We start from the raw sequence: 16,639 nt of genomic DNA, 5'->3' as shown, positions 1-16,639 counted from the left end.
TTTTTGAGAAACAAAAGCATTCGCGACTTACGTCGCTCCCACATCGGAGGAGATTTTCTGTCGGGCTGTAAGCCCGACCTACCGTGCCATGAACGCTTCAACCTCATCAGCGCTGCGCGCCAATGCATCCGTCAGCACTTCGTGGCCATCGGCGGTAACGACCACGTCGTCCTCGATGCGGATGCCGATGCCGCGCCACTTCGGATCGACGCTGGTGTCGTCCGGCGACACGTACAGACCCGGTTCGATGGTGAAAGCCATGCCCGGTTCCAGCAAACGCGATTCGCCGTCGATCCGGTAATCGCCGACGTCGTGCACGTCCAGGCCGATCCAATGCCCGGTCTTGTGCCGGTAGAAACGCTTGTACTGGCCGTCGGCGAGGTTCTTCTCCAGCCTGCCCTTCAGCAGTCCGAGTTTCAGCAGGCCCTCGGTCAACGTCTGCACCGCGGCCTCGTGCCCGGTTTCGTAGGCGACGCCCGGCCGTGCCCGGGCCATCGCCGCGGCCTGCGCGGCGCAGACCAGGTCGTGCAGCGCGCGCTGTTCCTTGCTGAAACGCCCGTTGACCGGGAAGCTGCGGGTGATGTCCGACGCATAGCCGCGGAATTCCGCGCCCGCGTCGACCAGCACCAGGTCGCCGTCCTTCGCCGCGGCGGCGTTGGCGCGGTAATGCAGCACGCAGGCGTTGGCGCCGGCGCCGACGATGCTGTTGTAGGCCGGCCATGCATCGCTGGCGCGGAATTCGCGCTCGATGTCGGCCTGCAATTCGTATTCGCGCACGCCCGGCTTCGCCGCGCGCATCGCGGCCTGGTGCGCGCGCACGCTGATCTCGGCGGCGCGGCGCATCAGTTTCAGTTCGTCCTTCGACTTGAACAACCGCAGCTCGTGCAGCAGGTGGCCGAGTTCGAGGAATTCGTGCGGCGGCGACGCGCCCTGCCGCACCTGGGCGCGCACCCGGTTGACCCAGCCGATCAGCTTCAGGTCGAACTCGGCATCGCGACCGAAGTGGTAGTAGACGCGCGTGCGGCCTTCGAGCAGGCCCGGAAGGATCTCGTCGAGGTCGTCGATCGGATACGCATCGTCCATGCCGAAGGCTTCGACCGCGCCCTCCTGGCCGGCGCGTGGTCCGTCCCAGGCTTCGCGCTCGGCGTCGCGCTCGCGGCAGAACAGCAACGCCTCGCCATGGCGGCGGCCCGGCACCAGCACCAGCACCGCTTCCGGCTCGGGAAAACCGCTCAGGTACCAGAAATCGGAATCCTGCCGGTACGGATAATGGGTGTCGTGGCTACGCACGCGCTCGGGCGCGGCCGGCAGCACCAGGATCGCGTCCTCGCCGGCCAACCGCATCAGCTGCTTGCGGCGGCGGGCGAATTCGGGAGCGGAGATACCGGTCAGGGATTTCATGCGGTGGAACCAGCGAATGCTTCCTGCGTCAGTTCAAACTCTGCCGGTGCCGCGCCGCCAGCACGCAATCGCCATGCAGCAACAGCACGGCGACGCGGACGAATTCCTCGATCTCGGCCAGCGCGTCTTCGTCCTCGGCTTCGTCCTCGCCCTGTTCCGGCGCGGCCTGGGCTAGCCGGGCCAGGTCGGCCAATGCTTCCTCGCCCTCTTCCGACAACGGCGGACGCGCGCCGGCGGACAGGCCGAACCCGCCGAGGAAGCCCCGGCACCAGTCGAACAACGCCGCCGCCCGCTCGGACAAGGCCGCCTCGCCGCCGGGCAGCAGCAGTTCGAAGGCGAAATCGCGGTCCTCCAGCTGCTTGGCGCTGGCCTCGCGCAAGGCGTCGAGCGCCCCGCCGGCCTCGGGCGCGGCCTGCTGCGGGTCGGCCAGCACCTTGGCCAGCCAGTCGCCACCGTTGCCGCCGCCCCCGGCCAGCCAGCCGCTCAACGCGCCATGCAGCTCGCTGGCCTCGATGCCGAGCCCGGCCTGGCGGGTGGCTTGTTCGACTTCGTCGTAGGCGGGCAGTTCGGCCAAAGCAGTGCATCCAGCAGGGGAAAGGCGCCAGTCTAGCAATCGCGCCCGTCCGGGCGCCCGCCGCCCTTGCTGCACCGTGTCGCGGATGCGTAACATGTCGTCGGTCACACTTTTCCCGGACGCCGCCTTGCCCGCCAGCCCCGATCCGTTCGCCGTGGCCTTCGCCCCGTTGCACCTGGGGCCGGGTGAATGGCAAGTGGTCGCGCTGGTGCTGGCCGTGCTGACCCTGGTCTGCCTGATCGGCCTGGTCGGCTGGCATTACTGGCGGGCCCGCCGCTCTTCCACGGCCGTCGCCCGGACCAAACTGCTGTGGGAGCGCGACGAGCACCTGAAGCTGGCGTTGTGGGCCTCCGGCGAGCAGTTCTGGGACTACGACCTCGCCCATCGCATCATGTACCGGCTGCGTGCGCACGAAAGCACGACGGACCGCAACGACGTCACCGTGGTCAGCCGGCACGGACAGCTGCCGCGGATCCACGAGCACGACCTGCCGTTGGTGATGGAACGCTTGCGCCAACACTTGCAGGGCAACACGCCGCTGTTCATGTCGGAACACCGCATGGACCTGCACGAACGTGGCGAGTGGGTGTGGATCCGAGCGCGCGGACGCGTGGTCGAACGCGACGCCGACGGCCGCCCGACCCGCTTGGCCGGAACCGCGCGCGATATCACCGCCTACCGCAACGCGGAGTTCGAGCGCCGCATCGCCAGCGAAGTGCTGCACAGCATGAACGAGGCGGTGGCCGTGCTCGACCAGGATTTCCGCTTCGTCGGCTTCAACCCCGCGTTCTCCGGCATCACCGGCTACAGCAACGAAGCCATCGACCAGCCGCTGTCGCTGCTGGACAGCGCTCGCGAACAACCGCTGCAGCCCGGCCAGTTGCAGGCCGACCTGCCCGACGACGGCCGCTGGAGCGGCGAGATGTGGATGCGGCGCAAGGACGGCGAGGAAATCCTGTTCCGCGTCGCCACCACGCCGGTGCACGACGACAGCGGCCGCTACCGGCTGCACGTGCTGGTGCTCAACGACATCACCGAACAGAAGCGCGCCGAAGGCGAGCTGCGCCACCTGGCCAACTACGACGCGCTGACCGGGTTGCCGAACCGCACCCTGCTGTTCGAACGCCTGGATGCGGCGATCCACCGCGCGCGCCTGACCGACAAGCCGCTGGCGGTGCTGTTCATCGACCTGGACCGCTTCAAGGACATCAATGATTCACTGGGCCACGACACCGGCGACCGCATCCTGCGCGAAGCCGCGCAGCGGGTGCAGGACGCGGTGGGGCCGCAGCACACGGTGGCCCGGCTCAGCGGCGACGAGTTCACCGTGGTGCTGGAAGACACCGGCGCCGAGGAAGCCGAAGCGATGGCCTGGCGGATCATCGTCGCCTTCTCGCCTCCGCTGGGTTACGGCGATCGCCAGGAAGTGCTGCTGACCCCATCGATCGGCATCAGCCTGTATCCGCTGCACGCACGCCTCTCCGCCGACCTGATCAAGCACGCCGACACCGCGATGTACCAGGCCAAGGCCGCCGGCCGGCGCACCTTCGAGGTCTATTCGCGCAGCATGAACGAGAAGACCCGGCAACGGGTCGCGCTGGCCAATTCGCTGCGCCGGGTGCTGGAACGCAACGAGCTTTCGATGGCCTACCAGCCGCGGCTGTCGCTGCTGCGCCAGCGCGTCACCGGCGTCGAGGCCCTGCTGCGCTGGAACAGCCCCGAATTCGGCGTCGTGTCGCCGGCGCAGTTCATTCCGCTGGCCGAGGAAACCGGGCTGATCCTCGACATCGGCGCGTGGGCGCTGCGCGAAGCCTGCCTGACCCTGCAGCACTGGCGGCACCTGGGCCGGCAGGACCTTTCCATGGCGGTCAACGTGTCCGCGCTGCAACTGATGCGCGGCAGCCTGCCGGAAATGGTCGCGCGCTGCCTGCACGAAACCTTCCTGCCGGCCGAACTGCTGGAACTGGAACTGACCGAAAGCGTGGTCATGGCCAACCCGGAGAAGAACGCCGACACCCTGCGCGCCTGCCGCGATCTCGGCGTGGGCCTGGCCATCGACGACTTCGGCACCGGCTACTCGTCGCTGGCTTACCTCAAGCGCCTGCCGATCACCACGCTGAAGATCGACCGCGAATTCGTCGGCGACCTCGGCCGCGACGCCGACGACGAGGCCATCACCGGCACGATCATCGCGATGGGCCATTCGCTGGCGCTGAAGGTCGTCGCCGAGGGCGTGGAGACCGTCGGCCAGCTGCAGTTCCTGCGCGAACACGGCTGCGACGAAGTGCAGGGTTACTGGGTCGCGCCGCCGCTGCCGCGCGACGAGTGCTTCGACTTCATCCGCGACTACCGCTACGGGCCGCAGATGAAGATCGTTTCCTGAGGACGGGCCCGGACAACCCGATCCTGCCTGCGAGGCTCCTGGTGGGAGCGACCTTGGTCGCGAATGCTTTTGACCTGCCTGGCGCCCTCAAGAGCATTCGCGGCCAAGGCCGCTCCCGCAGGGTCGATTCGATCGTTTCCTGACCCGGAAAACCGCACTCCCCCGCCCCGCCGGCGGTCGCTTGACCGCCGCCCCCGGCCCCGCCTATCGTGCGTCGCATGGACCAGCCCGACGTTCTCGAGCAGTTGCGCGCCCTGGCGGCGCGCGTGGATGAGCTTGCCGAACGAGGCCGGCGACTGGCCGACGAGAACCGCAGCCTGCGCGGTCAGCAGGAGCAACTGGTCGGAGAGCGCTCGCAATTGCTGGCGAAGAACGAACAGGCGCGTTCGCGGGTCGAGGCGATGATCGCGCGGCTGAAGTCGCTGGAGCAGCACACGTGAGCAACGCCAGCGAGCCGGTTAGCGTCCACATCCTCGACCGCGAATATACCGTCGGCGTCGAAGCCGGCGAACGCGCCAGCCTGATGGCGGCGGCCAAGCTGCTGGACCTGAAGATGCGCGAGGTGCGCGGCGGCAACCGCATGGCCGCGGTCGACCGCGTCGCCGTGCTGGCCGCGCTGAACCTGGCCCACGAACTGCAACAGCTCCGCGACGCGAACAGCGCGCGCGAACGCGAGCTCGCCCGCGCCATTGAAGATTTGAACCACAGGCTGGATCGGGCGCTCGGAAGCTGACTCTCAAGCCCGCATGAGAGTCGCGCTTCCGTTTTTGCTCCTCTTCATCGGTTCGGCTGCATCGGCACGGGAATTTCCAGGGGAGCGTTTCACCCGCTTCTCCGGCTTCGATCTGGGTCGCACGACCTTGGCCGACGTCCAGGCGAGATTCGGTAGCAGTCGTATCCGTGAGTCAGGCGACGCAGGCGAATACCTCGCCGAGATTTGCTACGCGGCGCCGTTCGGCGACGTCAGGTTCATGTCTCCGGAAATAGGCGGCGGAGTCCACTTGCTCGGCTACGCCATCGATGGCATCAAATCGACAAGCGACTGCCCCGCCTCTCGCCACGTGCTTCCCGCTGGCGCCGCCGGATTGGAACTCGGCATGACGCGCCGTCGCTTCCAGAGCATCCTCGGTACGCACGTCGATTGGACACCCGATACCGGCAGCGCAAGATTCGAATTCAAGACGACGATGCCATCGGCTTCGGTCGATACGACGATCTCCATCATTGGAACCTTCCGTGGAGACAGGTTGATAAAGCTTGTCGTCTGGAGAATCGAGTCGACTTGATGGCTCGGCACCCGCCGTCGCGAAGCTACATTACGTTTCACAGCCGGCGATGAACGATCCGCCGACGAACGGCTTTTGCATTCCGAATCGCGTCGCTATACTGGCCTCCACATCCTCTGCCGTGTACGACAGCACGCGCAAACATTCGCCTTGTCCCTTAATGACGACCACGGGACGGCGACGGAGACCGGGAGTGCATGTCCGCCACGCAGCGGGAAGCCCGATGGTCCCCAAACCGTCCCACTTGAACCCCGGGTTCAAGGTCGTTTCGCGGGCATCGTCATGGCGGAGGATGTATTGATTCCCACAAGGGCGCCTCGCGGCGCCCTTGTTTTTTGCGTCACCGGATTTTCGTTGCGGCGGTCCCGTCCCTTCTCCTTTCCCGCAAGCGGAAGAGGGTCATGCCTTAGAATTCCCGCATGGCCTCCCTCCATGCCCCGAACGGCGACGACCGCGCCGCCCTGCGTCGCGAACTGCGCCAACGCCGCCGCGAATTGCCGGCCGCGCAACGCATCGCCGCCGCCGACGGACTGGCCGCGCAACTTTTGGCCCTGCCCTTCCTGCCCGAGCAAGGCTATGTCGCCGGCTATTGGGCAACCGACGGCGAAATCGCCCTGCACAGCTTCCAGCTGAAGCTGCCGAAGGGACTGGTCTGGTGCCTGCCCGTACTGCACGGGGAGGAACTGCGTTTCGCCCCGTGGCGTTCCGGCGACCCCCTGGTCAGCAACCGCTTCGGCATTCCGGAACCCGACGTGGAACCCGCCAGTGCACTGGAACCCGAAGCGATGGCCCTGGTGGTCATGCCGCTGGTCGGCTTCGACGCGCAGGGCCGGCGCCTCGGCATGGGCGGCGGCTGGTACGACCGCAGCTTCGCCTTCCGCAAGCATGTGCCCGCGCCGCCGTACCTGGTCGGCGCCGGCTTCGACGTGCAACGGGTCGAGTCGCTGCGCAGCGAAGAATGGGACGTGCACGCCGACGCCATTTGCACCGAGAGTGCAACCTATCCATGAAACCTGGCGAATCAAGCGTCCTCGCCGGTTTCGAAGCGAGTACTGCATGGCACCGACTCCCCCTCTCCCGCTTGCGGGAGAGGGATGGGGTGAGGGCCTCCACCACCCTCCCGACCGGAGTCGCCGCATGAGCCGCCGCACCAAGCACTATTGGCTGATGAAGTCCGAGCCGGACGCGTTTTCCATCGACGCCCTGAAGAAGGTCGGCGTGGAGCCGTGGAACGGCGTGCGCAACTACCAGGCGCGCAATCACATGCGCAACATGCAACCCGGCGATGGCGTGCTGTTCTACCACTCCAGCTGCGAAGTGCCGGGCATCGTCGGCGTCGCCGAAGTGGCCAGCGATCCGTATCCCGACCCGACCCAGTTCGACCCGAAATCCGATTATTACGACCCGAAGAGCACACGCGAGCAACCGCGCTGGGACCTGGTCGACGTGAAGTTCGTGAAGAAACTGAAGCGCACGATTCCGCTCGACGAAATCAAGGGCCATGCCGACGAACTCGGCGAAGGCTTCGCCCTGATCCAGCGCGGCAGCCGCCTGTCGGTGCTGCCGGTGACCGCGGCGCAGTGGAAGTTGCTCCTCTCGCTGGAATAACCGCCCTCGTCATCCCGGCGAACGCTGGGATCCATTTTGCTTTTGCTTCCGGGTCTGAGCACGGGCAACAACAAAATGGATTCCTGCTTACGCAGGAATGACGGGAAAAACATTACGTCTTTCCCTACCTGCAGAATCCCACCCATGTCCGAAGCAAAACGCCTGGCCGGCGAAAAAGCCATCGAGTACGTCGAAGACGGCATGATCGTCGGCGTCGGCACCGGCTCCACCGTCGCCTTCTTCATCGACGCGCTGGGCAGGATCAAGCACCGCATCGCCGGCGCCGTGTCGAGCTCCGAACAGAGCACCGCGCGCTTGAAACAGCACGGCATCGAGGTGCTGGACCTGAACAACACCGGCCCGCTGTCGCTGTACGTGGACGGCGCAGACGAATGCGACCCGCACAAGCGCCTGATCAAGGGCGGCGGCGCGGCGCTGACCCGCGAGAAGATCATCGCCGAGGCCAGCGACAAGTTCGTCTGCATCGTCGACCCGAGCAAACTGGTGCCGGTGCTCGGCAAGTTCCCGCTGCCCGTCGAAGTCATCCCGATGGCGCGCAGCCTGGTCGCACGCGAGATCGTCAAGCTGACCGGCGGCCAGCCGGTGTGGCGCGATGGCGTGGTCACCGACAACGGCAACGTGGTGCTGGACGTGCACAACCTGTCGATCGTCGATCCGGTGGCGATGGAACGCGACTTGAATCAAATCCCCGGGGTGGTCAGTGTCGGCCTGTTCGCGCGCCGTCCCGCCGACGTGGTGATCGTCGGCGGAGAACCGCCAAAGGTTCTGTAATTTCCGGCCCAGGCTTGGCCGATTTTTTGCTCGTCATTCCCGCGAAAGCGGGAATCCATGGACGTTGCCGTTGCTTTTCCCGGACGAATGGGAAATCGGATCCGCCTTTCAAAGGCCAAGGCAAAAATCAAAGTCCATAGATTCCCGCTTTCGCGGGGCTTCCAACCGACGCATGTCGGGTCGTGACGATTTCAGGGATGTGCGTCGCAAGCGCCTTTCCGCACCTGCCGCGTGACCGCTACGCGTGCTTGGCCAGTGCCCGCACCAGTTCGCCGACCAGCTCGCGCTGCTTCGGCGGCAGGGCCAGGAAGGCGTCGATGACCTGGCGCTCCCGGGCGTTCACCCCCGACGGCCAGGTGCCGCGGGCTTCCGCGACCCGGTGCTTGCCGGTGCCGTAGCGCAAGGCCTGCGGCTCCATGCCCAGCAGGCTGGCCAGCACCACCAGTTTGTCTTGGTCGGGAATGGAACGGCCGCCCAGCCAGCGCGAAGCCGACTGGAAACTCACCGAGCGGCCGCGGTAGCGGGAATTGAACAGACGGAACAGGACGGCGGGCCGGGGGTCATAGCCGGCCGCACGCATCGCCTCGGCCAGTCGGCGAGAGAATTCCTGACGTTCGTCGCTCATGCCCGGGCACGTTACGGAGCGCGCTCGCCACGGATTCACCAATCGCTTGCATTCTGATTAACTTATTGCTTCCATTCAATGGAAGCAGGACGTTAATGTGACGGCGCGTCCGGAAACAGCCGCAACGACTCAAGGAGAGGGACCCACATGGAATCTTCGCGTTCATCATCGCCGACGGGATACGTCCCGCGCACCGCCGCACCGGCTTTCGACCCGGAACGTTTCTATCGCCAGCTGCCTTATCCCTACCGTCGCGAATACGCGCCGGTGCTGCAGCATCATCCCGATCCGGACAACGCGCTGGCGGAACTCGCGCTGTTCCACTTCTGGCTCACCGTCTGCGTGTACCGATTGCATCGACGCGGTGGAACGCCGGACGACGCCTGGGCACCCTTGCCGCCCAGGGGATGGCGGCTGCCGTCGCGGGCGGAAGACGTCGTGGTGGACGAGGCGCTCGGCGGAACCCTGGCGATGCTGCTGGAAAGCCGTTCGGACCTGTACCAGCGGTTCTTCGAACTGGGCCGCCACGACCAGGATCCGCAGGGCCTGAGGGCGGTGTCGCTGGCGCTGGCTTGCCAGTTGTTCGAGGAACCCTCGCCGATGGTGCGGGCGTGGTTGCAGGCGAAGGTCGAGCGGCTGTTCGCGGAAATCTCCCGCAGCTGCGCCAGCGTGGGCGATACGGCTCCGCCCGATCCCTGAGATCGGAAACGCGCTCCGGCAATAGGCGACGGCGAACCCAGCCGTTGCGTTGACCTGCCGCCGCTCCGGGCCGCGCTAAACTGCGCGCCTCGTCCTTGCCGGAACCCGCCATGTCCCTGCCCCGTGCCGCCCTGCCCGCCCTGTTGCTGCTGTTCGGCGCCGGTGGTTGCGCCAGCGAACCTTCGGTCGAGCTCGGCGGCAGGCACTACGCGGTGGAAATCGCCGACACCGACGAGGAACGCGCGCGCGGGCTGATGTTCCGCGACCGCATGGAAACCGACCACGGCATGTTGTTCATCCACGACCGCGAGGAGCCGCAGGCGTACTGGATGAAGAACACCAAGATCCCGCTGGACATCCTGTACTTCGATAACGCGCGCAAGCTGGTCGCGCAGCAACGCGATGTACCGCCGTGTTCGGCCGGCGATGCCTGTCCTTCGTATCCCAGCAACGCGCCGGCGCGCTACGTGCTGGAGCTGAATGCCGGTCAGGCCGAGCAGATGAAATTGCAGGATGGCGCCCAGCTGCACTTCGGCAAGGGCATCGCCGCGCCGAAGGACTGAATCGCGCGGATGAACGGTCGCGAACGGGCGACCGCCGAGGCTTGATTGTCCGGGCGAATGGCCGCAAAGTGCGGCCATGGGGACCAGACTGACACTGCCGGACTGGAACGCATTGGCTGCGCAAGCGGACGAGACCGTGCCGCTGCTGGAAACCGCGCTGCTGATCGCGCGCGACGAATACCCCGACCTCGACGCCGACCTGTACGACACCGTGCTGCAGAGCCACGCCGAGCACCTGCGCCCGGAAATCGACGCGATCGATGCGTGGCCGCTGAAGATGGCGGCGATTAATCGCCACCTGTTCGACGAACTGGGCTACAGCGGCAACCACGACGAGTATTACGATCCGCGCAACAGCTATCTCAACGAGGTGTTCGAGCGCCGCCTGGGCAACCCGATCTCGCTGGCGATGGTGCAGATGGAAGTCGCGCGCCGGCTCGGCGTGCCGCTGGACGGCGTGTCGTTCCCCGGCCATTTCCTGGTGCGCCTGCCGGTCGACGACGGCATCCTGGTGATGGATCCGTTCAACGGTGGCCGCCCGCTGGGCGCCGACGAACTGCGCGAACGCGCCAAGCCGCACCTCGGCGGCGACGCGCCCGACGACAGCACCCTGCTGCAGATCCTCGACCCGGCCACGCACCGCGCCATCCTGATCCGCGTGCTGCGCAACCTGCACGGCGTCTACGCCGAACGCGACGAATGGGACCGCGCCGCGCGCTGCGCCGACCGCGTGCTGAAACTGGTGCCCGACCAGGCCGAAGCGCTGCGCGACCGCGGCCTGGCCTACCTGAAGATGGATTACGCCCACGGCGCACGCCACGATCTGACCCGCTACCTGCATGTCGCCCCGGAAGCGCCCGACGCCGACGCGATGCGCGAGCGGTTGGTGGAACTCAGCGCCGGCAAGTCGCGGATGCACTGATCCGCTTGGTGGGAGCGGCTACAGCCGCAATGCTTCGGCTTTGTAGAGCCGAGCATGCTCGGCTGCTTTTGCTCTTGTAGCCGCCGGACTTGTCCCGGCTGGCTTTTCACATTTCGTTGCGAAGATCAAAAAGCGTGCTGGGACAAGCCCGGCACCTACAAAAACGAAAAGCGAGAGCAGCCGAGCATGCTCGGCTCTACAAAACGAGGGGTAACCCGGTCGCGCGCCGGGGCGCTCCTACACTTCCACCATCTCGAAATCGTCCTTGGTCACCCCGCAATCCGGGCAGGTCCAGGTGTCCGGGATGTCCTCCCAGCGCGTGCCCGGGGCAATGCCCTCTTCCGGCAAGCCGTCGGCCTCGTTGTAGATGAAGCCGCATACCACGCACATCCAGCTGCGGTATACGGTGTCGTCGGCGTCGCTCATCGGGGGATAATGCGGGGAAATGGAAGCGCATTGTCCCACCCCGGCCGCCACGCCGAAAGCCTTGCATGGCCCGGTTCCACGGGGCCTCTACCTGATCACGCCCGACGAACCCGACACCGCGCGCTTGCTGGCACGGGTTTCGCCGCTGCTCGGCGCCGGCGTCGCCCTGCTGCAATACCGCAACAAGGCGGCCAGCGCGGTGCTGAAGCTGGAACAGGCCACGGCCCTGCAGGCGCTTTGCGCGCAGGCCGGCGTGCCGCTGGTGATCAACGACGACATCATGCTGGCCCGCCATGTCGGTGCGGCAGGCGCGCACCTGGGCGAAGACGACGGCGGCATCGCCGCGGCGCGGGCCGCGCTGGGAGCGGAAGCGATCATCGGCGCGTCGTGCTACGACGAAATCGAACGCGCCGAGCGCGCGGTCGCCGCCGGCGCCAGCTATGTCGCCTTCGGTGCGTTCTTCCCGACCACCACCAAGGTCACCACGCGCCGCGCGACACCGCAGCTGCTGCGCGATGCGAAGCCGCTCGGCGTGCCGCTCGCCGCCATCGGCGGCATCACCCCGGACAACACGCAGTCGCTGGTCGAAGCAGGTGCCGACCTGATCGCGGTGATAGGCGGCGTGTTCGACGCCGCCGATCCGCTCGCCGCAATCCACGCGTATCGAGAATCTTTCCATGTGGGAGCGACGTAAGTCGCGAATGCTCTTGCAGTTGAAAGGAAAAGCATCCGCGACTTACGTCGCTCCCACGTCAGGCATCTTTTAGCGCCGGGAAGACGCTGCTCTCACTCCAGCGCAGCCTTGACCGCCGCCGGGTCGGCCTTCGCCTGCACCTCGCGGATCAGGCGTACGGTATTGCCGCCCAGGATTCCGTCGATCTGCTTTTCATCGTAGCCGGCGTCCAGCAATGCCTGCACGACCTTCGGCAGCGCAGCGATGTCCTCGTAGCCCTGCACGCCGCCGCCACCGTCCCAATCCGCGCCGAGGCCGACGTGTTCCCAGCCGGCGACCTTGATGATGTGCAGCAAATGGCGCATGTAGTCGTCGAAGTCGGCCTTCTTGATGTTGTACTTCTTGTCCAGCGCCGCGATCTGTTCCATCGCCTGCTTGCGATCCGCCTCGCTCATGCCGCGGCGGCCACCGAAGGCCTCGTAGATCTTGCGCTGCTCGGCGCGGTATTCCGGCGTCGCGCCGGTATCGATCAGGTAGCCGCCCAGCGAATTGACCTGGATCACCCCGCCTTTCTTCGCCAGCGCCCTGATCCGCTTGTCGTCGATGTTGCGAGAATGCGCGAACACATCGTAGGCGCCGCTGTGCGAGAGGATGATCGGCGCCGTGCTCAGCTCCAGCATCTGGTCGAACACTTCGTTCGACGAATGCGACTGGTCGATGATGATGCCAAGCTTGTTCGCTTCCGCGATCAGCGCCTTGCCCTTCTCGCTGAGGCCGCCGTGCTCGCCCTTCGGCGCCACGCCCATGCCGGCCGAATCGGCGAAATCGTTGTGGCTGGTGTGCGCCAGCGAAATCATGCGCAGGCCCTGCTTGTAGTAGAAACTCAGCAGGCTGGGATCCTGTTCCACCGGATAGGCGTTCTCCATGCTGATGTAGACGATGCGCTTGCCTGCGGCCTTGATCCGCGCCGCGTCGTCCGCGGTGGTGGCCAGTTCGAACTTGTCGCCATTGGCTGCGACCATCTCGCGGATTTCGGACAGGCGCTTCAGCCCCGCATCGCGCGCCTTCAGGTTGCCGGCCGCGTCGCGGCCTTCCTGACCGGTGAACACCACCCAGAAGCCGCCGTCGAGGCCACCTTCGACCATGCGCGGATAATCGATCTGCGAACCGTCTCCGGAGTACGTGTGCCGGTCGGTGATCTTCCAGCCAGGACGGCCGAACAACGCCGGCGTGTCGAGATGGGTATCCAAGTTGATCGCCTTGGCCTGGATGGCCTTGGCCTTTTCCGAAATCACCGCCGGGCCGGTGCCGGCGTGGGCGGACGCAACGCAGGACAGCAGCAGGCCGAAGCCGAAGACCACCTTATTCATCGCTCTCTCCGATGGGAATGCTCCGGCATTCTGGCACGCCGGTGTAATCCGGAAAACAAAGAGGCGCCGATATCCGGCGCCTCTTCGCATGCCGTCGATCAGAAGTCGTAGCTGACGGTCAGGCGTGCGTAACGCGGGGTCTGGTAGGCGACCGGCTGGCCGTACAACGGATGCGTCGTGCCATCGCGGAACTCGGAGAACGGGTAGTAGTTGGTGACGGCATCCTCGTTGGTGATGTTGAACACGTTGAGGCTGACGGCCAGGCCCTTCGCGAAGCCCGGCTTGTAAGTCAGGCCCAAGTCGATCTGGTTGATCCATCCGGTGCGGCCCTGCGAACCCGGAGGCGACGGCTGGCCCTTGCAGAAGTGATACGGAGCGCCGGTCACCGAACTGTGGTAACCGGCCGGGTCGCTGTCACTGTAATTGGGGCCAGCATAGCGCCCTAGGCAGTTCTTCGGCGCGCCTGAAATCATACTCAGGTTGCCAGAAATACCGAACTCGCTGGTCAACTGGTAGTAACCGTACAGCTTGAGCTGGTGGCGGTGGTCGTTGGACTGATCGCCGTTGAAGCTCTCCATCAATGCGGCGTGATCCCAGCTCTGCGTGGTAGACACCGACGCCTGGCCTTGGTAGCTACCCAACCCGCCACCGGTGCGCCACAGATCGGAGCGCAGCTGGCCTTCGGTAGTGCCATAGCTGTGCGACCAGACATAGTTGAATTTGGTGTACCACTTGCCGTCGAACGGACGCTCCAGGTTGAATTCCACCGCCGAATAGTTGCGTTTGAGCTCCGGGAAGCCAGCCGCTTCACGGGTCACCGTCACCTGCCGCAAGTTGCCGGCGGTGTCGTAGACGTTCCAGACATTGGTTCGGCCCGGGTTGACCAGTTCCGCGCCGGCGGTGCGCTCCCAGTCGATATCCACGCCCTGCTCGGCGGCGGAGTTGACCAGACCCAGGTTTTCCTGGTCGAAGTTCTGATCGTCGATAGCGTCGTTCAGGCGGCGGTGCGTGCCGCGCACGCCCAGCACCCAGCCGTTTTGCAGCTCCTTGCTGAAGCCCAGGATGATTTCATCCTGGTTCTCGCCCTTGATGTCCTTCACCACCGCGGCACGCGGATCGGCGGCGCGGCCAAAGCGCGAATTGGCCGATACCGCCGGCCCCAGCGACTGCGAGATGATCGGCGTGCCGTCGGGGTTGATGCCCTTGTAGGTGAAGTACTCGTTCTTGTTGGTCGAAGCCGTGAACAGACCCACTGCCGACAGCGGCAAGCCGAGGTAGTAGCGGCCCAGGTTGCCGAACACCTTGAAACTGGAATCGCCATTCACGTCCCAACTGAAACCGATGCGCGGCGACCATGCCTTTACCTCGATGTAGGGCTCGTGGCTGATCGGCACGTAGTTGGTGAATTCGTCCCTGCGCAGACCAAGGTTGAGCAGGAAGTTGTCGGTGACCTGCCACGCGTCCTCGATGTAGTAGGCCTTCTGCTCCGCGTCGTAGGAATTCAGGCCATTGACGGTGTCCTTGGTGACGTAATAGCCGCTGGAACCATAGGTCGGATCCACCAGGCCGGGGCTGGGCACACCGGTGCCGCCTGCCTCGTTCGCCGCGTGGCTGATCTCGCCGTTAGCATTAGGCTTCGTGCCGAACGGGTCATCGGTCCAGCCGTAGGTCCACGAATAACCGGGCCCGGAGGAGGCTGTGCCGATATCGGTCGCTTTGAGGTCCTGATTGTCGATGCCGAAGCTGAGCTTGTGGTCACCAAGACGCCATTCTAGGTTCAAGCGCAGGTTTTCCTTCTCGTATTCGCGATCCGGCGAGGTCAGCAGGGAAAGGCTTTTCGGCTGCTTGCCCTGGATCGGCGTACCTCCGTTATAGAGCGGATTCTGCGCGCCAGTACCGTCGATAAACGGACCGTTGGCCGGGTCATAGTTGAAGTAATCCACCTTGTCCGGCGCGGTCATCCGGCCGTACAACGCGGACAGGGTGACGTTATCGCCGAAATAGCCGGTGTACTTGGCCGAATACAGGGTCGGGCCGGCTTTGTTCACGTTTTCGTCGATGCTGTAAGCCCCGCGCGCCCGACTGACGTAATCGTAGCTATAGATTTTGCCGCTGGTTTCGTACTCGTCGCTGGCACCGGTGAATTCGAGCAGATGGTCGTCGGTAATGTACCAATCGAGCTTGGCGTACCAACGCTGCTGTTTGTACTCATAGTCCGTATAGCCGTTGCCTATGCCGTGATTCAGTTCCCCGGCATCGGCATCGCGATTGGGAACGATGCGTACGCCATCCGAATCAGCCTGTTCGGCCGCCAGGAAGAAGAACAGCCGATCTGGCAGGATCGGGCCACCCACGTAGGCACTGTAGGTCGTGGTACTGGATTCGGTCTCGCTTAGCGGTTGGTACAGGCCGTTGGCACCCCGAGCGTAGCGGTAGGGATTGGTGTTGATCGTGGTAGCCAGGCTGTCCGGACGCCAGTACAGGTCGTGTTGCTTGGCCTTCAAGCTATCCGGCTCCCAGATCACCGCGGCACCGAAGTGCCAATCGTTGCTGCCGCGCTTGCCGACCTGGTTGATCACGCCGCCGTTGCTGCGGCCGTACTGCGCGCCGTAGCCGCCGGTGAAGATTTCCTGCTGGTCGATCGCGCCGTATGGCAGGGTCAGGCCGCCCAGGTTGTTCTGCGTATTGGTGGTGTTGAAGCCGTTGAGGTAGTAGGCGTTTTCCGACGCGGCGGAGCCGCCGAAGCTCGGCAGCGAGCCACCCAGCGGGCCGTTGTCGAAACCGCCGCTGTTGTTGACCACGCCCGGCGCCAGCAAGGCGATGGCTTCGGCGTTGCGCGCCAGGGGCAACTGCTGCAACTGCTGCGCAGTGACCACCGTGCGGGTGTCCACCGTGCTGACGTCGATGGGAGTGACGCGGGCGCCGGTCACGCTGACCACGCCGAGGGTGGTGGCTTCGCCGCCGCCGAACGACACATCGGTGCTTTTGCCGACGATGATGCCGATGTTTTCCCGGGTCGCCACGGCCGCTTCGCCCTGTTTCACCGTCACCTTGTAGGTGCCCAGCGGCAGGTTGCCGACCGCGTACCGGCCATTGGCGTCCACGGCGACCTCGCGGCGGAAGCCGCTGTCGTTTTCGATCAGGACGGTCTTTCCGGCAGCGTCGGCCACCGAGCCGGAAATGCTGCCGGTCGTGGACTGCGCGTGCACACCGGCGGCAACCGCCAGGTACAAGGCCGTGGCCAGGGCGCTGGTACGCAACAATCTGTCGTTTCGCTTTTTCATGTAGCTCTCTCTCGATCGTGGGGGTGGTGGAGA

At 65.4% G+C, this 16,639-nt stretch carries 17 protein-coding genes and 1 other RNA gene; 12 read left to right on the top strand and 6 right to left on the bottom strand.

Annotated features, from left to right (window positions below):
• Positions 1–78: 78 nt before the first annotated feature.
• Positions 79–1,401, bottom strand: a complete 1,323-nt coding sequence (gene pepP / locus J5837_RS07965; RefSeq protein WP_210536249.1) for a Xaa-Pro aminopeptidase — start codon at positions 1,399–1,401, stop codon at positions 79–81.
• A gap of 28 nt (positions 1,402–1,429) precedes the next feature.
• Positions 1,430–1,975, bottom strand: a complete 546-nt coding sequence (locus J5837_RS07960) for a UPF0149 family protein (RefSeq protein ID WP_425504830.1) — start codon at positions 1,973–1,975, stop codon at positions 1,430–1,432.
• 94 nt (positions 1,976–2,069) lie between these two features.
• On the opposite strand from J5837_RS07960, the gene J5837_RS07955 reads away from it, so the two are divergent.
• The 8 genes from J5837_RS07955 to rpiA all read left to right on the top strand — a co-directional run bounded on the left by J5837_RS07955 (position 2,070) and on the right by rpiA (position 8,044).
• Positions 2,070–4,358, top strand: a complete 2,289-nt coding sequence (locus J5837_RS07955) for a putative bifunctional diguanylate cyclase/phosphodiesterase (RefSeq protein ID WP_210536247.1) — start codon at positions 2,070–2,072, stop codon at positions 4,356–4,358.
• 218 nt (positions 4,359–4,576) lie between these two features.
• Positions 4,577–4,798, top strand: coding sequence for a TIGR02449 family protein (locus J5837_RS07950; RefSeq protein WP_210536246.1), 222 nt, complete (start codon positions 4,577–4,579; stop codon positions 4,796–4,798).
• Positions 4,795–5,091, top strand: a complete 297-nt coding sequence (locus J5837_RS07945) for a cell division protein ZapA (RefSeq protein WP_210536245.1) — start codon at positions 4,795–4,797, stop codon at positions 5,089–5,091. Before J5837_RS07950 ends, J5837_RS07945 begins: the two co-directional genes overlap by 4 nt.
• Before the next feature lie 13 nt (positions 5,092–5,104).
• On the top strand, positions 5,105–5,644 hold the full coding sequence (locus tag J5837_RS07940) for a hypothetical protein (protein WP_210536244.1): 540 nt from the start codon (positions 5,105–5,107) through the stop codon (positions 5,642–5,644).
• 110 nt (positions 5,645–5,754) lie between these two features.
• A non-coding RNA gene (gene ssrS / locus J5837_RS07935) (6S RNA) lies at positions 5,755–5,940 on the top strand.
• A 123-nt stretch (positions 5,941–6,063) separates the two neighbouring features.
• Positions 6,064–6,654, top strand: coding sequence for a 5-formyltetrahydrofolate cyclo-ligase (locus tag J5837_RS07930; RefSeq protein ID WP_210536243.1), 591 nt, complete (start codon positions 6,064–6,066; stop codon positions 6,652–6,654).
• Positions 6,655–6,781: 127 nt separating this feature from the next.
• Positions 6,782–7,252 carry an EVE domain-containing protein gene (locus tag J5837_RS07925; protein ID WP_210536242.1) on the top strand — a complete coding sequence of 157 codons (471 nt, stop codon included), beginning with the start codon at positions 6,782–6,784 and terminating at the stop codon, positions 7,250–7,252.
• Positions 7,253–7,396: 144 nt separating this feature from the next.
• The gene (gene rpiA, locus J5837_RS07920; RefSeq protein ID WP_210536241.1) at positions 7,397–8,044 is read left to right on the top strand and encodes a ribose-5-phosphate isomerase RpiA; all 648 of its coding nucleotides are present in this window, start codon (positions 7,397–7,399) and stop codon (positions 8,042–8,044) included.
• A gap of 238 nt (positions 8,045–8,282) precedes the next feature.
• On the opposite strand, the gene J5837_RS07915 is transcribed toward rpiA, so the two are convergent.
• Positions 8,283–8,669, bottom strand: coding sequence for a hypothetical protein (locus J5837_RS07915; RefSeq protein ID WP_210536240.1), 387 nt, complete (start codon positions 8,667–8,669; stop codon positions 8,283–8,285).
• Positions 8,670–8,816: 147 nt separating this feature from the next.
• Between J5837_RS07915 and J5837_RS07910 the strand changes: the two genes are divergently transcribed.
• The 3 genes from J5837_RS07910 to J5837_RS07900 all read left to right on the top strand — a co-directional run bounded on the left by J5837_RS07910 (position 8,817) and on the right by J5837_RS07900 (position 10,853).
• Complete coding sequence (locus tag J5837_RS07910; protein ID WP_210536239.1) at positions 8,817–9,368, top strand: hypothetical protein; 552 nt, start codon at positions 8,817–8,819, stop codon at positions 9,366–9,368.
• A gap of 110 nt (positions 9,369–9,478) precedes the next feature.
• Positions 9,479–9,931, top strand: a complete 453-nt coding sequence (locus tag J5837_RS07905; RefSeq protein ID WP_210536238.1) for a DUF192 domain-containing protein — start codon at positions 9,479–9,481, stop codon at positions 9,929–9,931.
• A 76-nt stretch (positions 9,932–10,007) separates the two neighbouring features.
• Positions 10,008–10,853, top strand: a complete 846-nt coding sequence (locus J5837_RS07900) for a SirB1 family protein (RefSeq protein ID WP_210536237.1) — start codon at positions 10,008–10,010, stop codon at positions 10,851–10,853.
• A gap of 237 nt (positions 10,854–11,090) precedes the next feature.
• Here the strand turns inward: J5837_RS07900 and J5837_RS07895 are convergent, their stop codons facing one another.
• Entirely contained in the window at positions 11,091–11,279 is a 189-nt protein-coding gene (locus tag J5837_RS07895; protein WP_210536236.1) for a rubredoxin, read from the bottom strand.
• Positions 11,280–11,298: 19 nt separating this feature from the next.
• On the opposite strand from J5837_RS07895, the gene thiE reads away from it, so the two are divergent.
• Positions 11,299–11,973 carry a thiamine phosphate synthase gene (thiE, locus tag J5837_RS07890; protein ID WP_210536235.1) on the top strand — a complete coding sequence of 225 codons (675 nt, stop codon included), beginning with the start codon at positions 11,299–11,301 and terminating at the stop codon, positions 11,971–11,973.
• A gap of 92 nt (positions 11,974–12,065) precedes the next feature.
• On the opposite strand, the gene J5837_RS07885 is transcribed toward thiE, so the two are convergent.
• Both J5837_RS07885 and J5837_RS07880 read right to left on the bottom strand, forming a co-directional pair.
• A complete protein-coding gene (locus tag J5837_RS07885; RefSeq protein WP_210536234.1) occupies positions 12,066–13,322 on the bottom strand; it encodes a dipeptidase in 1,257 nt (418 codons plus the stop codon).
• Positions 13,323–13,420: 98 nt separating this feature from the next.
• The gene (locus tag J5837_RS07880; RefSeq protein WP_210536233.1) at positions 13,421–16,606 is read right to left on the bottom strand and encodes a TonB-dependent receptor; all 3,186 of its coding nucleotides are present in this window, start codon (positions 16,604–16,606) and stop codon (positions 13,421–13,423) included.
• Between the last annotated feature and the right edge of the window lie 33 nt (positions 16,607–16,639).

This window comes from Pseudoxanthomonas helianthi, assembly GCF_017939625.1.
Classification (GTDB): Bacteria; Pseudomonadota; Gammaproteobacteria; order Xanthomonadales; family Xanthomonadaceae; genus Pseudoxanthomonas_A; species Pseudoxanthomonas_A helianthi.
The sequence above is the reverse complement of the archived record's forward strand: the minus strand, read 5'-3'. Positions and strand labels throughout refer to the sequence as shown.

Coding starts and splice junctions, on each gene's coding strand:
- pepP (WP_210536249.1), bottom strand. CDS start 1,401: ATGAAATCCCTGACCGGTATCTCCGCTCCCGAATTCGCCCGCCGCCGC.
- J5837_RS07955 (WP_210536247.1), top strand. CDS start 2,070: ATGTCGTCGGTCACACTTTTCCCGGACGCCGCCTTGCCCGCCAGCCCC.
- J5837_RS07950 (WP_210536246.1), top strand. CDS start 4,577: ATGGACCAGCCCGACGTTCTCGAGCAGTTGCGCGCCCTGGCGGCGCGC.
- J5837_RS07940 (WP_210536244.1), top strand. CDS start 5,105: ATGAGAGTCGCGCTTCCGTTTTTGCTCCTCTTCATCGGTTCGGCTGCA.
- J5837_RS07930 (WP_210536243.1), top strand. CDS start 6,064: ATGGCCTCCCTCCATGCCCCGAACGGCGACGACCGCGCCGCCCTGCGT.
- J5837_RS07925 (WP_210536242.1), top strand. CDS start 6,782: ATGAGCCGCCGCACCAAGCACTATTGGCTGATGAAGTCCGAGCCGGAC.
- rpiA (WP_210536241.1), top strand. CDS start 7,397: ATGTCCGAAGCAAAACGCCTGGCCGGCGAAAAAGCCATCGAGTACGTC.
- J5837_RS07915 (WP_210536240.1), bottom strand. CDS start 8,669: ATGAGCGACGAACGTCAGGAATTCTCTCGCCGACTGGCCGAGGCGATG.
- J5837_RS07910 (WP_210536239.1), top strand. CDS start 8,817: ATGGAATCTTCGCGTTCATCATCGCCGACGGGATACGTCCCGCGCACC.
- J5837_RS07905 (WP_210536238.1), top strand. CDS start 9,479: ATGTCCCTGCCCCGTGCCGCCCTGCCCGCCCTGTTGCTGCTGTTCGGC.
- J5837_RS07900 (WP_210536237.1), top strand. CDS start 10,008: ATGGGGACCAGACTGACACTGCCGGACTGGAACGCATTGGCTGCGCAA.
- J5837_RS07895 (WP_210536236.1), bottom strand. CDS start 11,279: ATGAGCGACGCCGACGACACCGTATACCGCAGCTGGATGTGCGTGGTA.
- thiE (WP_210536235.1), top strand. CDS start 11,299: ATGGAAGCGCATTGTCCCACCCCGGCCGCCACGCCGAAAGCCTTGCAT.
- J5837_RS07885 (WP_210536234.1), bottom strand. CDS start 13,322: ATGAATAAGGTGGTCTTCGGCTTCGGCCTGCTGCTGTCCTGCGTTGCG.
- J5837_RS07880 (WP_210536233.1), bottom strand. CDS start 16,606: ATGAAAAAGCGAAACGACAGATTGTTGCGTACCAGCGCCCTGGCCACG.